The 13,180-nt window shown below is 63.9% G+C and carries 14 protein-coding genes; 11 read left to right on the forward strand and 3 right to left on the reverse strand.

Going from position 1 to position 13,180, the window contains the following annotated elements; genetic code table 11:
• Nucleotides 1–149: 149 nt before the first annotated feature.
• The gene (arsC, locus tag PCO31110_RS05860) at nucleotides 150–506 is read left to right on the forward strand and encodes an arsenate reductase (glutaredoxin) (RefSeq protein WP_150689827.1); all 357 of its coding nucleotides are present in this window, start codon (nucleotides 150–152) and stop codon (nucleotides 504–506) included.
• A 59-nt stretch (nucleotides 507–565) separates the two neighbouring features.
• On the opposite strand, the gene PCO31110_RS05865 is transcribed toward arsC, so the two are convergent.
• Nucleotides 566–1,312 (reverse strand): 3'-5' exonuclease family protein, encoded by a 747-nt coding sequence (locus PCO31110_RS05865; protein WP_246189733.1) that lies wholly within the window; start codon nucleotides 1,310–1,312, stop codon nucleotides 566–568.
• 8 nt (nucleotides 1,313–1,320) lie between these two features.
• Nucleotides 1,321–1,977, reverse strand: coding sequence for an MBL fold metallo-hydrolase (locus PCO31110_RS05870; protein ID WP_150689829.1), 657 nt, complete (start codon nucleotides 1,975–1,977; stop codon nucleotides 1,321–1,323).
• A gap of 261 nt (nucleotides 1,978–2,238) precedes the next feature.
• Between PCO31110_RS05870 and PCO31110_RS05875 the strand changes: the two genes are divergently transcribed.
• The 4 genes from PCO31110_RS05875 (at nucleotide 2,239) to PCO31110_RS05890 (ending at nucleotide 6,209) form a co-directional block, all read left to right on the forward strand.
• Nucleotides 2,239–2,841 (forward strand): septal ring lytic transglycosylase RlpA family protein, encoded by a 603-nt coding sequence (locus PCO31110_RS05875; RefSeq protein WP_010807656.1) that lies wholly within the window; start codon nucleotides 2,239–2,241, stop codon nucleotides 2,839–2,841.
• A gap of 446 nt (nucleotides 2,842–3,287) precedes the next feature.
• Nucleotides 3,288–4,274: an ABC transporter substrate-binding protein gene (locus PCO31110_RS05880; RefSeq protein WP_010807655.1), complete on the forward strand. Its 987-nt coding sequence runs from the start codon at nucleotides 3,288–3,290 to the stop codon at nucleotides 4,272–4,274.
• Nucleotides 4,275–4,503: 229 nt separating this feature from the next.
• Complete coding sequence (locus PCO31110_RS05885) at nucleotides 4,504–5,412, forward strand: ABC transporter permease (protein WP_010807654.1); 909 nt, start codon at nucleotides 4,504–4,506, stop codon at nucleotides 5,410–5,412.
• A 2-nt stretch (nucleotides 5,413–5,414) separates the two neighbouring features.
• Nucleotides 5,415–6,209: an ABC transporter ATP-binding protein gene (locus PCO31110_RS05890; protein ID WP_010807653.1), complete on the forward strand. Its 795-nt coding sequence runs from the start codon at nucleotides 5,415–5,417 to the stop codon at nucleotides 6,207–6,209.
• A gap of 131 nt (nucleotides 6,210–6,340) precedes the next feature.
• Here PCO31110_RS05890 and rsmI read toward each other — a convergent pair whose 3' ends face one another.
• Nucleotides 6,341–7,225, reverse strand: coding sequence for a 16S rRNA (cytidine(1402)-2'-O)-methyltransferase (rsmI, locus tag PCO31110_RS05895; protein WP_010807652.1), 885 nt, complete (start codon nucleotides 7,223–7,225; stop codon nucleotides 6,341–6,343).
• Between rsmI and PCO31110_RS05900 the strand changes: the two genes are divergently transcribed.
• From PCO31110_RS05900 to PCO31110_RS05925, 6 genes are all read left to right on the forward strand, one after another.
• Entirely contained in the window at nucleotides 7,177–7,674 is a 498-nt protein-coding gene (locus PCO31110_RS05900) for a YraN family protein (protein WP_370855808.1), read from the forward strand. The genes rsmI and PCO31110_RS05900 overlap by 49 nt on opposite strands.
• 145 nt (nucleotides 7,675–7,819) lie before the next feature.
• Nucleotides 7,820–8,407, forward strand: coding sequence for a phosphoheptose isomerase (locus PCO31110_RS05905; RefSeq protein ID WP_010807650.1), 588 nt, complete (start codon nucleotides 7,820–7,822; stop codon nucleotides 8,405–8,407).
• 118 nt (nucleotides 8,408–8,525) lie between these two features.
• Nucleotides 8,526–9,299, forward strand: coding sequence for a BON domain-containing protein (locus PCO31110_RS05910; RefSeq protein ID WP_010807649.1), 774 nt, complete (start codon nucleotides 8,526–8,528; stop codon nucleotides 9,297–9,299).
• A 103-nt stretch (nucleotides 9,300–9,402) separates the two neighbouring features.
• Nucleotides 9,403–9,831 (forward strand): c-type cytochrome, encoded by a 429-nt coding sequence (locus PCO31110_RS05915; RefSeq protein ID WP_051126516.1) that lies wholly within the window; start codon nucleotides 9,403–9,405, stop codon nucleotides 9,829–9,831.
• Between the two features lie 10 nt (nucleotides 9,832–9,841).
• On the forward strand, nucleotides 9,842–11,137 hold the full coding sequence (locus PCO31110_RS05920; RefSeq protein ID WP_010807647.1) for an NAD(P)/FAD-dependent oxidoreductase: 1,296 nt from the start codon (nucleotides 9,842–9,844) through the stop codon (nucleotides 11,135–11,137).
• Between the two features lie 292 nt (nucleotides 11,138–11,429).
• Nucleotides 11,430–13,094, forward strand: coding sequence for a ShlB/FhaC/HecB family hemolysin secretion/activation protein (locus PCO31110_RS05925; protein WP_246189734.1), 1,665 nt, complete (start codon nucleotides 11,430–11,432; stop codon nucleotides 13,092–13,094).
• The last annotated feature ends 86 nt before the right edge of the window (nucleotides 13,095–13,180 follow it).

A 13,180-nucleotide genomic window follows, 5' to 3' on the forward strand; every position in this document is an offset into this window, starting at 1 on the left:
GCTGGGGTGAAGCTGGGGAGATGCCGCCGATGCTACCGCAGAGGTCCGTGGGTAGCGGCATACGACGATACCATGCATACTCGGAGCGCACGTTCGAGGCGTGAACAACGATATCGCGCCGGACGCATTTTGTACGCAATGGAGTGACCATGATTACCGTGTATCACAACCCGCGCTGCTCGAAGTCGCGCGAAGCGCTGGCCCTCGTGGAGGGCTCTCCTGCCGTGGGCGGCAGCGATCTGCAAATCATCGAGTACTTGAAGACGCCGCCGGCGCTTGCCGAACTCAAGCGTCTGCACAAGTTGCTGGGTGTGCCCGTGCGCGAGATGATCCGCAGCAACGAAACCGAGTATGCGGAACTGGGGCTGGCCGATACGGGGCTGACCGACGACGCATTGCTCGCCGCCGTGGCGAAGCATCCGAAGCTGTTGCAGCGTCCCATCGTGGTCAATGGCGACAAGGCGGTGATTGCGCGTCCGCCCGAGTTGGCGAACAACGTTCTATAAGCGGCCGGCATCGCAAGCGCGACGCGTTACACGTCGCGCTTGCCAGTGGCCGGCGGGGTTCAGCCGTGGGCCGTGCTGTCTTTGCCGGGGCCGGTGTCCGGTGACTCGGCGTCTGCCGCTTCGGCCAAGGCTGCCGCAGCGGCAGAACCGAACACCGGGGCGTCGGCGTTGGCTGTGAGCCCGGCGCCGCGCCAGCCGGGGAGTTCGGACAACGTCTTCTGCTGGTCACGCAGCTCTGCGAGCATGTTGCAGAAGAGGGCGCCTTGTTCGAGTGCGTCGTCGAGGGCCACGTGAGTGTGCGGCAGCGGGTCGAGCCAGACCTGCGGCAGACGTGGCTTGATGCACTTGCGGTAGGGCATGCCGGTCATCGCGAACGCGAGCGTCTTGATGTCGAGTGCCGACCATGAGAACGGGCAACGTCCGACGAAACGCATCATGTACCAGAACATGAACGTGAAATCGAACCCCGCCGGATAGGCGACGAACACCGGTTTGCCCGGCAACTTTTCCACCCACTTCACATACGCCTTGAGCGCCTTGGCCGGGTCTTCCGGATCGACGCGGCAAGCGGCCCATGCCTCGGGCTCGGTCTTCCACCATTTCATCGTCAGCGGATGCCCCTTGGCGTCCGGCAGACATTCGAGGTTGGCGCTGAAGGTGCCGATCAGTTCCTTGTCCGCCGTGTAGGCCGCCGACGCGAAGCTGAGCATCGAATGCGGGCCGGGGATCGGGCCATCGGCCTCGACGTCGGTACTGACGAAAATCTCCTCGTCGACGGGAATGATGCGCGACGGTGTGCGGGACATGGCCTCACTCATACGGCGCTCCGGGCGAGCACGGCGTCGGCGACGTACGGGTTGGTCTGACGTTCCTGTCCGAACGTGGAGACGGGGCCGTGCCCCGGAATAAACGTCACGTCGTTGCCGAGCGGCCAGAGTTTGTTGCAGATCGAGGCGATCAGATCGGCATGGTTGCCACGGGGAAAGTCGGTGCGGCCGATGGAGCCGGCGAACAGCACGTCGCCGACACAGGCCAGACGCTCGTCTGCCGAGAAGAACACCACGTGACCCGGCGTGTGCCCCGGGCAATAGAGCACATCGAGGGTGACCTCGCCGAACCGGACGGTGTCGCCGTCACCCAGCCAGCGGTCGGGCGTGAACGGTTCGGGCTTGGGAAACCCGAATCGCGCGCTTTGCGCCTCGAGCTGATCGATCCAGAAGGCATCGTCCGGATGTGGACCTTCGATCGGCACGTCGTACTTCGCGGCCAGTGCGCCCGCGCCCCCGCAATGGTCCAGATGGCCGTGCGTCAGGAAGATCTTCTCAAGCGTCACTCCCTGGCGTTCGATCTCGCCAGCGATTCGGTCGATATCGCCGCCGGGGTCGACCACGGCGGCGCGCTTCGTCGCATCGCAGACGAGCAGGGAGCAGTTTTGCTGGAAAGGCGTGACAGGAATCAGGGTAACGTTCATGAGTTATCGGGGACGCGGTTTTTGCCTATTGTAATTCGGGCCGGGGTGCGGTCGCCCGATGCACCGCCGAAGACCGATGTGCCGCCCGCGTGTCCGGCCTTTGTCGCAGGGGCGGGGCCGGAATTTTCCAATCGTCACCGGGCGACATGAACCATCGAATCGCGTAATGCTTTGTAAACAAGTCTTACCACGTAAGTGAACGCTCGCTGATGGGTTGAGTTTGACGACGTGTTAAACTTGCGGCCTATGCGAACACGCGACATGCTCACACGGTTCGCGGTTGGTTGCGCCCTCGCCCTGACGTTGACAGCCTGCACAACGCCGCTCGAACACCCCAGCCAAACGGCTGCCGCCCCTTCGGCGACAGGCGATCGCGCCCGTGCGCGCGAAGCCAACGCACCGGTTGGCTCAAGCTTCGATCTGCATTGGCCTGGCCGGGCCTACCGCAACGAAGGTCTCAATCCCGGCGACCCCGACGCACCGGAACGCGATGGCGAAGCCCGTCTGCGCGCCGACGCCGGCACGTTCTATCAGACCGGCATGGCATCGTGGTACGGCAAGAAGTTTCATGGCCGGCGCACGGCAACCGGCGAAGCCTTCGACATGAACGAGCCGACGGCCGCGCATCCGACCCTGCCGCTGGGGAGCTTCGCGCTGGTGCGCAACGTTGCCAATAACAGGACCGTCGTCGTCAAAGTCAACGATCGCGGTCCCTACACCCGCCGTCGCATCATCGATCTGTCCTTTGGCGCGGCCAAGCAACTCGACTTCATTCACGCCGGGCACGCCAAGGTCGAAATTCGCCGACTCTCCCGCAGCGAAGTCGCCGCCCTCGGTCTGGACGAGACCAACAACGCGCCCTGACCGCACCCTGACGCGCACCGAGACGCGGCTTGCGTCCCCATTTCCGAATATCCTCCCGGATTCGCCTCGCAATCCCACTTAAAAAATGGGACGTTGTTTGCATATTTATTGTGCAAAAAGGCCCGTTGTCATCGAAATTACGCGCATTGTTTCGTTTTTTGGTGCATCTCATTGGTTGAACGCCTCGCACGAACGTGCGCGCATCCGCTCACCGGCGACCGAATCGTCTAATTTTTTTACGATTGCCGCACCAATCTGCCAGCACTTGGGCGCAATCCGATGTTCTGCGCGGTGATGGGGAAGTTGCGTTGGTAACCGTTGTTCGCTGCGGGGGATGTGGGTAGACTGTGCCCCACGCGCAGGTGCACGCTTTGTGTGCATCCGAACGAGGCCCGCAGAGACCCGGGCACGGCGCACCTATCAAGAGTATTCCTGGAGGAGTTTTGATGTCGACAATGGGCAAACTCGCCAAGCGCACCTTGCTGTGCGCCGTGGCCGCAACGTTGTTGGGGACGACCGGCGCGGCATTCGCGCAAACGACGAAGTCGGTGGCCGTACTTGCCATCGTGGAGCACCCGGCGCTCGACGCCATCCGTGATGGTGCGCGCGACGAACTCAAGGCGGAAGGCTACGAGGTGGGTAAGAACCTCAAGTGGGAATATCAGAGCGCGCAGGGTAACGTCGGTACGGCTGCACAGATCGCCCGCAAGTTCGTGGGTGACAAGCCGGACGTGATCATCGGTATCGCCACGCCGACGGCACAGGCGGTCGCGGCAGCCACCAAGTCCGTGCCGCTGGTGTTCTCGGGCGTGACCGATCCGGTGGCCGCACAACTGGTCAAGAGCTGGGAGCCGTCGGGCACCAACGTGACCGGTGTGTCGGACAAGCTGCCGCTGGACAAGCAGGTTGCCCTGATCAAGCGCGTCGTGCCGAATGCCAAGCGTGTGGGCATGGTGTACAACCCGGGCGAAGCGAACTCGGTCGTGGTCGTCAATGAACTGAAGAAGCTGTTGCCTGCCGCCGGCATGACGCTGGTCGAAGCTGCCGCACCGCGTACCGTCGACATCAGCTCGGCGGCCAGCAGCCTGGCCGGCAAGGTCGACGTGATCTACACGAACACGGACAACAACGTGGTGTCGGCTTACGAATCGCTGGTGAAGGTGGCCAACGACCGCAAGATCCCGCTCGTCGCGTCGGATACCGACAGTGTGAAGCGCGGCGCCATTGCGGCGCTGGGCATCAACTACTACGATCTCGGCCGTCAGACTGGCAAGGTGGTTGGCCGTATCCTGAAGGGTGAAAAGCCGGGGGCGATCGCTTCGCAGACCAGCTCGAATCTGGAACTGTTCGTCAATACGGCAGCGGCCGCCAAGCAAGGCGTGACCCTGTCGGACGATCTGGTGAAGGAAGCCAAGACGGTTATCAAGCAGTAATGCGCGTGGTACCGGTGCGGCGGGCGAGTGCCTGATGCACCGGCGAGCGACAGGGCGGCGTCCGGACACGATCTGTCCCCGCCGCTCTTTTCCTATCGAATGGGTGGGACGGCTCCCCCCGGACGCGGTCGCATAACGACCGGCGATGACCCGAACTGGCCTATGTCGGCCGTGCGAGCGCTGATGCCGAGACCCGGCATGGGCTGTCTTGCGCAGTGGAATTACGAAAATGTCCCTTTTTTCTATGATGGGCGCACTGGAGATCGGCCTGATCTTCAGCCTCGTGGCGCTCGGGGTGCTGATTTCCTTCCGCATCCTCAATTTCCCCGATCTGACCGTCGACGGCAGCTTCGCGCTGGGCGGTGCGGTCGCGGCGATACTCATCGCCGGCGGCACCAATCCGTTCGCGGCGACCGTCGCGGCCATGGCGGCCGGGGCGTTGGCGGGCTTCATCACGGGCTGGCTCAATGTGCGGCTGAAGATCATGGATCTGCTCGCCAGTATCCTGATGATGATCGCGCTGTACTCGGTGAACCTGCGCGTGATGGGCGCACCCAACGTGCCGCTGATCACCTCGCCGACGGTCTTCACGATGATCCTGCCGGAGAATGCCCCGAACTGGCTGCCGGACTACGTGTTGCGTCCGCTGCTTCTGCTGGCCGTGGTGGTCGTGGTGAAGCTCGGTCTCGATTACTTCTTTTCGTCGCAGCAGGGCCTCGCCATGCGCTCGACAGGCGCGAATCCGCGCATGGCTCGCGCGCAGGGCGTGAACACCGGTCACGAGATTCTGGCGGGCATGGCGCTGTCGAACTCGCTGGTGGCGCTCGCGGGTGCGTTGTTCGCGCAGTCGCAGGGCGGCGCGGACATTTCGATGGGGATCGGTACCATCGTGATCGGTCTGGCGGCGGTGATCATCGGTGAGACGATCTTGCCGGCACGACGCCTCATTCTCACAACGCTGGCGGTGGTCGTGGGGGCGGTGCTGTACCGCTTCTTCATTGCGCTGGCGCTTAACAGTGACTTCATCGGTCTGAAGGCGCAGGACCTCAACTTGGTGACGGCCTTGCTCGTGGCGGTGGCGCTGGTGCTGCCCGCGACGCGCCGGAAGCTGTTTGCCCGCAAGAACGGAGGTGCCTGATCATGTTGAGCGCAAAAGACCTCAAGATCACTTTCAACCCGGGCACGCCCATCGAGAACCGCGCGCTGCGCGGCATGTCGCTGGAGATTCCGACGGGCCAGTTCGTCACGGTGATCGGTTCGAACGGGGCGGGCAAGTCCACTTTCCTGAACGCGATCAGCGGTGACCTGTCGGTGGATTCGGGCACGATTTCCATCGACGGAAACAACGTCACGAAAAAGACGGCATGGCAGCGTGCGAATCAGGTGGCGCGCGTGTTTCAGGACCCGATGGCGGGGACGTGCGAGGCGTTGACCATCGAGGAAAACATGGCGCTGGCGGTCAAGCGCGGCGAACGCCGGGGTTTCCGCTTTGCGTTGAATCGAGAGTTGCGCGAGCGATTCCGCGAGAAGCTGAGCCTGCTCAATCTCGGACTGGAAAACCGGCTCTCTGACCGTATCGGGCTGCTCTCGGGGGGGCAGCGTCAGGCGGTGAGTCTGTTGATGGCGTCGTTGCAGCCGTCGCGGATTCTGCTGCTCGACGAGCATACGGCGGCGCTGGACCCGAAGACGGCCTCGTTCGTGCTGGCGCTGACGGCGCGCATTGTGCAGGAGAGCAAGCTGACGGCGATGATGGTTACGCACAGCATGCGTCAGGCACTCGATTACGGCGACCGCACCGTGATGTTGCATCAGGGCAAGGTCGTGCTGGACGTGTCGGGTGACGAGCGCAAGGGGCTGGATGTGCCCGATCTGCTGCAGATGTTCGAACGCACACGCGGCGAACAACTCGACGACGATGCGCTGCTGCTGAGCTGATCGCCGCCATGTGATGGAAAAGCCCGCTTCGGCGGGTTTTTTTGTTTAGCGGCACTTGGGCAAACAGAGAAATCGTCGTCGGAAACGTCCGATTCCTGACGCCTCCGAACCCCGCTTCCCGCGCCCGGCAATCAACCGTTCTTCAGTGCCAGCGCGCGCTCGTAAAGCGCGTTCTTGGGCGCGCCGGTGATCGCCGCCGCGAGCTTGGCGGCGCTCTTCGTCGGCAGTTCCGCGACCAGCAGGGCGAGGATGCGCTGCGCTTCGGCGTCCACGCCGTCCTCGCTCGCACTCGCCATCGCGCCCGAGACCGCCAGTACGAACTCGCCGCGCTGACGGTTTGCGTCCGCCTTCAACCACGCCACGCCCTCGCTCAGTGCGCACTCGTGAATGTCTTCGAAGCGTTTGGTCAGTTCGCGCCCGATCAGCAGGCGTCGCTCGCCGCCCAAGCCATCGGCCAGCGCGGCCACCGTCTCCATGATCCGATGCGGCGCCTCGTAAAAGACCTGCGCCGACGTCGATCCCGCAAGCGCGGCAATCGCCTGAGCCCGTTGCTGCGCCTTCGAGGGCAGGAATCCCACGAAGGTGAATGTCTCTACCCACGCTCCGGCCACCGAGAGCAGCGTGATCACCGCGCTTGCGCCCGGTACCGGCACCACCGGGAGGCCGGCGGCACGCACCGCGTCGACCAGCCGTGCGCCGGGGTCCGAGATGCCGGGGGTGCCGGCATCCGAAATGTAAGCGATGCGTTCACCGCCGCGCAGGCGCTCGACGAGCCGCGTCGCCGCTTCATTCTCGTTGTGCTGATGGGCCGCAATCAACGGCTTGTCGATGCCGTATCGCTGCAGCAACTGCGCGCTGTTACGCGTATCTTCACAGGCGATGGCGTCGACCATGGCGAGGATGTGAAGCGCTCGCACCGTGATGTCGGCAGTATTGCCCAACGGGGTCGCCACGACGTAAAGCGTGCTTGCCGGGTAATGCTGGCCCTCGGCCAGCGACATCAGGCGCTCATCCATGGCGTCGGGCTCCCGCCAACGAAAGCACCGCCTCGCGGGGCGGGCGGGCGTGGGTAACATCGGCATCGCCGGTCACGTCAAACATCGGAACAACCATGTCGAATCAGCTTGGAGAATCGTTCGAGGGCCGCGCGCAGACGCTGCTGGAGCGGCGCGGCTGGCGGCTAGTCGCACGCAACTATCGGTGTCGCGGCGGCGAAATCGACCTCATTATGCGGGATCGCGCCGGCGTGCTGGTATTCGTCGAGGTGCGCGCGCGCTCGCGTAGCGACTTTGGCGGGGCTGCCGAGAGCATCACACGGACCAAGCGACGTCGTCTCGCGCTGGCTGCACGTCACTATCTGTTGCGGCGTCCCGCCGCGCGTTGCCGCTTCGATGTCGTGGCGTTCGACGGCCATCCGCCGGTGGCGTGCTGGCTGCCCGATGCCTTTCGCACCGACGATTTCTGACGAAACCCGCGCCCCTCGGCCCTGTTACACTTGCGGAAGTGCCGTTTTCAAGACTGACGGCCTGTGAACGCCGGCCGGCGCAGGTGAGTCCCCATGGGACTCCGAGGCGAGGCCGGCCGCTTTTGCGACACCCTGGCAAACGACCATGTCGATCGAACGAATTCAGCAACACTTTACGGATAGCGTCGAGACCAAGCTGGCGGCGCGCGACGCGCTGCCGGAATATATCGCCGCCGCAGCGGACGTCATGTTCGAAGCGCTGTCCAACGGCAACAAGATCCTCGCCTGCGGTAATGGCGGCTCGGCTGCCGACTGTCAGCACTTCGCGGCCGAACTCGTCGGCCGCTTCGAGCGTGAGCGTCCCGAATTGCCGGCCATCGCGCTGACGACGGACTCGTCGATCCTCACGGCCGTCGGCAACGACTACAACTTCGACGCGATCTTCTCGAAGCAGGTGCGCGCACTCGGCCAGGAGGGCGACGTGCTGCTTGCCATCACGACGTCGGGCAATTCCAGCAACGTGCTCGCCGCCATCGACGCTGCGCACGAGCGTGGCATGCATGTGATCGCGCTGACCGGCAAGGGCGGCGGCAAGGTCAATGCCGCGCTAGGCGAACTGGACGTGCACATCTGCGTGCCGGCCGAGCGCACCGCGCGAATTCAGGAAGTTCACCTGCTGACGATTCACTGTCTCTGCGACCTGGTCGACGCGATGCTTTTCGGCGAAGCGTGAACCTATTGTCATCGTAAGGCGTCAAGATCATGACGGGCACCGGATCGCGGGGGCGAACGGTGCCGGCTGAGTGCGGCGGGGGCCGCCCCGTTCGACTATCCAATAAGGAGAAAGCCCGATGAGTTTCCAACGCGTGATTAAGCCGCTTGCTGCGGCAGCGTTGATTGTTGCAACCCTGGGCGGCTGCGTCCCCATCCTCCTCGGCGGCGCTGCGACCGGCGCACTGGTCGCCACCGACCGTCGTTCCGTCGGCGCGCAAACGGAAGACCGCGAAATTCAGGTCAAGGCCGAAGCCAACATCGCCAATACCCTGACCGACGATGCCGTGCATGTGAACGTGACCGTCTTCAATCGCCGCGTCTTGCTGACCGGCGAAGTGCCTGACGAGAAGACCAAGCAGCGCGCGGTGGACATCGTCAAGCAGATCAATAACGTGCGCGGTATCGTCGACGAAATCGCCATCGCACCGAAGAGTTCCCTCGGCTCGCGCTCGAACGACGCCTGGATCACCAGCAAGGTGAAGGCCAACCTGATCAATACGAAGGAGATTTCGGCCAACGTCTTCAAGGTGGTCACCGAGCGTGGCGACGTCTATCTGATGGGCCTCGTCTCCGAAGAGGAAGGCCGTATCGGTGCCAATGTGGCGAGCCGCATCGACGGTGTGCAAAAGGTCATCAAGCTCTACGAATACGTGAAGCCGGAAGAAGCGCAACGCCTGTCGACCGAGGCTGCGAAGAACCCGGCGCCGGTGCAGGCAGACGATTCGAATGCCGCCACGGTCACGACTACGCCGATCGGCAACGATACGGTGACGGCCAAACCGCTGTCCTCGCCCGCGCCGATCAGCGAGGGCCCCGTCAAGCCCGGCCCGTCGACCAGGACCGGTAACTGACGCACGCCTCTTCCGAGCCCCTCCCAAGCCTCGGACACCCTCCGTGCGCATGCGTGCCGTCCTCTGCCCAGCAGTGAAACGCCGCTATCGCCTCCGTCACCCGATGACGAGACGGACGATAGCGGCGGCATTCGTTCTGACGTCCGCCGCATGGCTCGCCGCCACGGGCGCGGCGTTTGCCGCACCGGCCTCCGGCGTGCGTGCGGCGTCTCCCGTGTTCGTCGCGCCGATATCCTCGCAGGCGTCGCCACCCGACTGGCAGGCCCGCGATTGGGCGATGGCGTGCATGAGTTGTCACAACGCGTCGGCGCCGGTGAGCGCTGGCAAGGCGGCGCTGCCGACGCTGGAAGGCCGCCCGGTGGCGGAACTCATGACGGTGTTGCAAGCCATGCGCGACGCACGGCGTCCTGCCACGTTGATGCCGCAGCTTCTCAAAGGCTATCGCGACGACGAATTGCAGCGTATCGCGGCGTACTTCGCGGCGCAGCCCGCGGCCGATGCGGCGTCTGCGTCCGCACCTAATTCCCGATAAGGCGGACACGATGCGTCGCCGCGATTTTCTTCTTGGTCTGGGTTCGGCAACCGCATGGGCTGGCGCCCCCCCGGCGTTGGCAGCGCCGCTCTGGCCGACACCGGTCAAGGGGCGCGCCCGTGTGATCGTCATCGGCGGCGGGTTCGGCGGTGCCACGGCCGCGAAGGCACTGCGCCTGCTCTCGGGCCATACGATCGACGTCACGCTCGTCGAACCGAATCCGGCGTTCGTCTCTTCACCGTTGTCGAATCTCGTGGTCGGCGGGAATCTGCGTGTGAGCGACCTGACGGTTTCCTACGACAGGCTCGTCGCGCGACATGGCATCGTCTGGCGGCGCACGCGAGCCAGTGCCATCGACGCGGCAAACAAACGGGTGCAACTGGCCGACGGCGGCCGTCTTCCGTATGACAAGCTGATCGTTGCCCCCGGTGTGTCGCTGCGCCGGGACGCCATTGCCGGGCTCTCCGATCCGGCGATCCGCGACGCCCTGCCGGTAGCGTGGACCGATGCCCGGGAAAGCGCCGCGCTGCACGCCCGTCTGCAAGCGATGCCCGACGGGGGCGTGTTCGCCGTCACGATTCCCGAAGCGCCGTTTCGCTGCCCGCCCGCTCCCTACGAGCGCGCGTGTCAGGCGGCAGCGTGGCTCAAGCGGCACAAGCCTCGCGCGAAGGTCCTCATCTTCGACGCCAACGATCAGGTGCTCGCCGAAGCGGAGCAGTTTCACGAGGTCTGGCGCACCCAATTTGCCGGGATCGTCGAGTATCACCCGCAGTTCAATTGCACCGACGTGGCCATCGACGGCGCAAAGCAAATGGCACGCTTTGAACTGGGCGAGGAGATCCGGGCCGACGTGCTGAACGTGATTCCGCCGATGCGGGCAGGCGATATTGCCGTAGAGAGCGGACTGGCAACAGCCAACGGCCGGTGGTGCGACGTCGATTTCCTGACGCTCGCCTCGAAGGCGCAACCCGACGTTCATATTCTGGGCGACGCCATCCAGATCGCGCCGCAAATGCCGAAGTCCGGCCACATGGCCAACCAGCACGCCAAAGTCTGCGCCGCGGCCATTGTGGCGACGCTGTCCGGCCGCCCGGTCAACCCCGAACCGCTCTACAGCAATACTTGCTACACCTTCGTATCGGCGACCGAAGCGATGCACGTGGCGAGTGTTCATCGCTACGACGCCGCGCAGCACACCATGCTGCCGGTGCCGGGCACGGGCGGCGCTTCGCCACGCGCCACGCGAGACGAGTTCGCACTAGGACTCGCATGGGCACAGGGCATCTGGGCGGATACGCTGGCCTGATGCGGATGCCGACGGCATTCGCTGCCGTCGAAATGCGTTTGGAGGATAGCCTCTAAGCGACGCAACCTACGTACTGCCGACGCCCATGATCCGGTTGTTGTGTCGGTGCCGAATCTCCCCGGATTCCCCCGTTGACGGGGCCTCACGCCTCCCGGTTACACTGGCCCTACGAAAAAATAAGGGGGTGGGGATGGCGCATCGCCAGGGGGAGTCGCGTCTTTCGTCACGCATCGGGCGTGGCGTCTCGATCAAATCTGTTCGCGACCGCAAAGTCGTCGTTCGATTCGTTGCCGTGTCGCTGTCAGCCATCAGCCTGCTGAGCACGCAACAAGCCTGGTCCGATGGTAGCCCCGTGCGCGGCGATCCACTGCAAAGTCTTCCGAAGATCGAGGCGCCCAAGGCGCCGGCCGCCACCTTCCAAATTCAGCCGCCGACGCAGGAAGACGCCCTCAAGTCGCTGCTCGCCCGCAAGATCACGCCGCAGCGTTTCGGCATCGAAGGTGTCAAGTCGCTGTCGTTCGAATCGGTGGCCGGGTTGTTCGCGCCGATGGCGGGCAAGGAAGTGACCATCGGTGATCTGGTCGAGAAGGCCAATCAGGTCACGAAAATGTATCAGGACGCAGGCTATCTGCTGTCCTTCGCGTTCGTTCCGGCGCAGGATTTCAACGAAGGCTTCGTGCGCGTGACCGTGGTCGAGGGCTATATCTCGAGCACGAAAATTACCGGCAAACCGGGGCCGTCGGAACAACGTCTGCGCGACATCGCCGCGCATATCGAGGCGGAGCGTCCACTCAAGCGGGCCACGTTCGAGCGTTATCTGAATCTGCTCACGCTCGTGCCCGGCATGAAGATCAAGGCCGACGTGCAGCCGCCCACGCAGACCGACGGCGCGACCGAACTCTCGCTGGATGTGTCGCGTCAGCCTGTGGCGCTGGGCACGTCGCTCTCGTATAACAACCCCGGCGTTCGCGGCGTGTTCACGGTGTCGAGTAACGCGCTCACGCCGCTCGGCGAACAGATTCAGCTCACCGCCATCGCGCCGAAGGGCCACAACGACGAAGAGTTCTATGCCGCGTCGTATATCCAGCCGTTGGGTTCGGACGGTTTGCAGGCGCGTGTCGATGCGTCGCACTATCGCGGACAGCCCGACGATCAGGCGCTCGCCGGACTCACGCGACACCTCGATACCAAACGTGTCGCCGTGAGCGTGTCGTACCCGATTCTGCTGAACAATCAACGCAGCCTGACGGTCAGTGGTGGCATGTATGGCGTGAACTCACGCGATCGCTACGAAGTGCCGAATTCGCCGAACAACATCAATTCGCAGACGAACGTACGCGCCGGGCAAGTGCAACTCGCGTACAACGAAGTCACCGACAAGCAAACGCGCAGCGCCGCACTGGGCGTGTTCAAGGGGTTCAACGGGATGGGCGCGAGCCAGTCCTACACGACACAACCGGCGGGCCTGCCGCAAATACTCGGCCCCTACGATCTGGCCTTCTGGCGCTTCACGCTCGATGGCAAACAAGGTGTGGTGCTGCCGTGGGACTTCGGCGTCATCGTCTCGGCCGGTGCGCAGTACAGCAGCAACACGCTGCCAACGTCCGAGCAGGCGACGTTCGGTGGCCAGCGCTTCGGTCTCGGGTATCCGGCGGGCGAAATCGCCGGAGACAAAGGCTGGGGAGCGTCCATCGAGCTGAACAGGATGTTCCGCACCGACTTCCGTTTTCTCAAGACGATCCAGCCGTATCTGATGCTCGATACCGCGCGCGTCTATGTGAATGCCGGTCAGTTGTTCCACAATCAACTCGCCTCCGTCGGGCTGGGCGTCCGCATCTCCGACAGCAAGTACTACTCGCTCGACCTGTCATTGGCCAAACCGATGGCCGACGCCCCAACCAACTCGCCGAAACGGCCGCTGCGCTTCAACGCGAACTGGTCGTATCAATTCGAGTGAGACGGGACGGGTTTCTCGCAGCATCGCTCGCTTCAAGGGACGCGGTACGCTGAATGCGGTGCTTCGAACGGCCGCCCCTCGTCACT

Origin of the sequence: Pandoraea communis, from assembly GCF_902459745.1 — a bacterium.
GTDB classification, from domain to species: Bacteria; Pseudomonadota; Gammaproteobacteria; order Burkholderiales; family Burkholderiaceae; genus Pandoraea; species Pandoraea communis.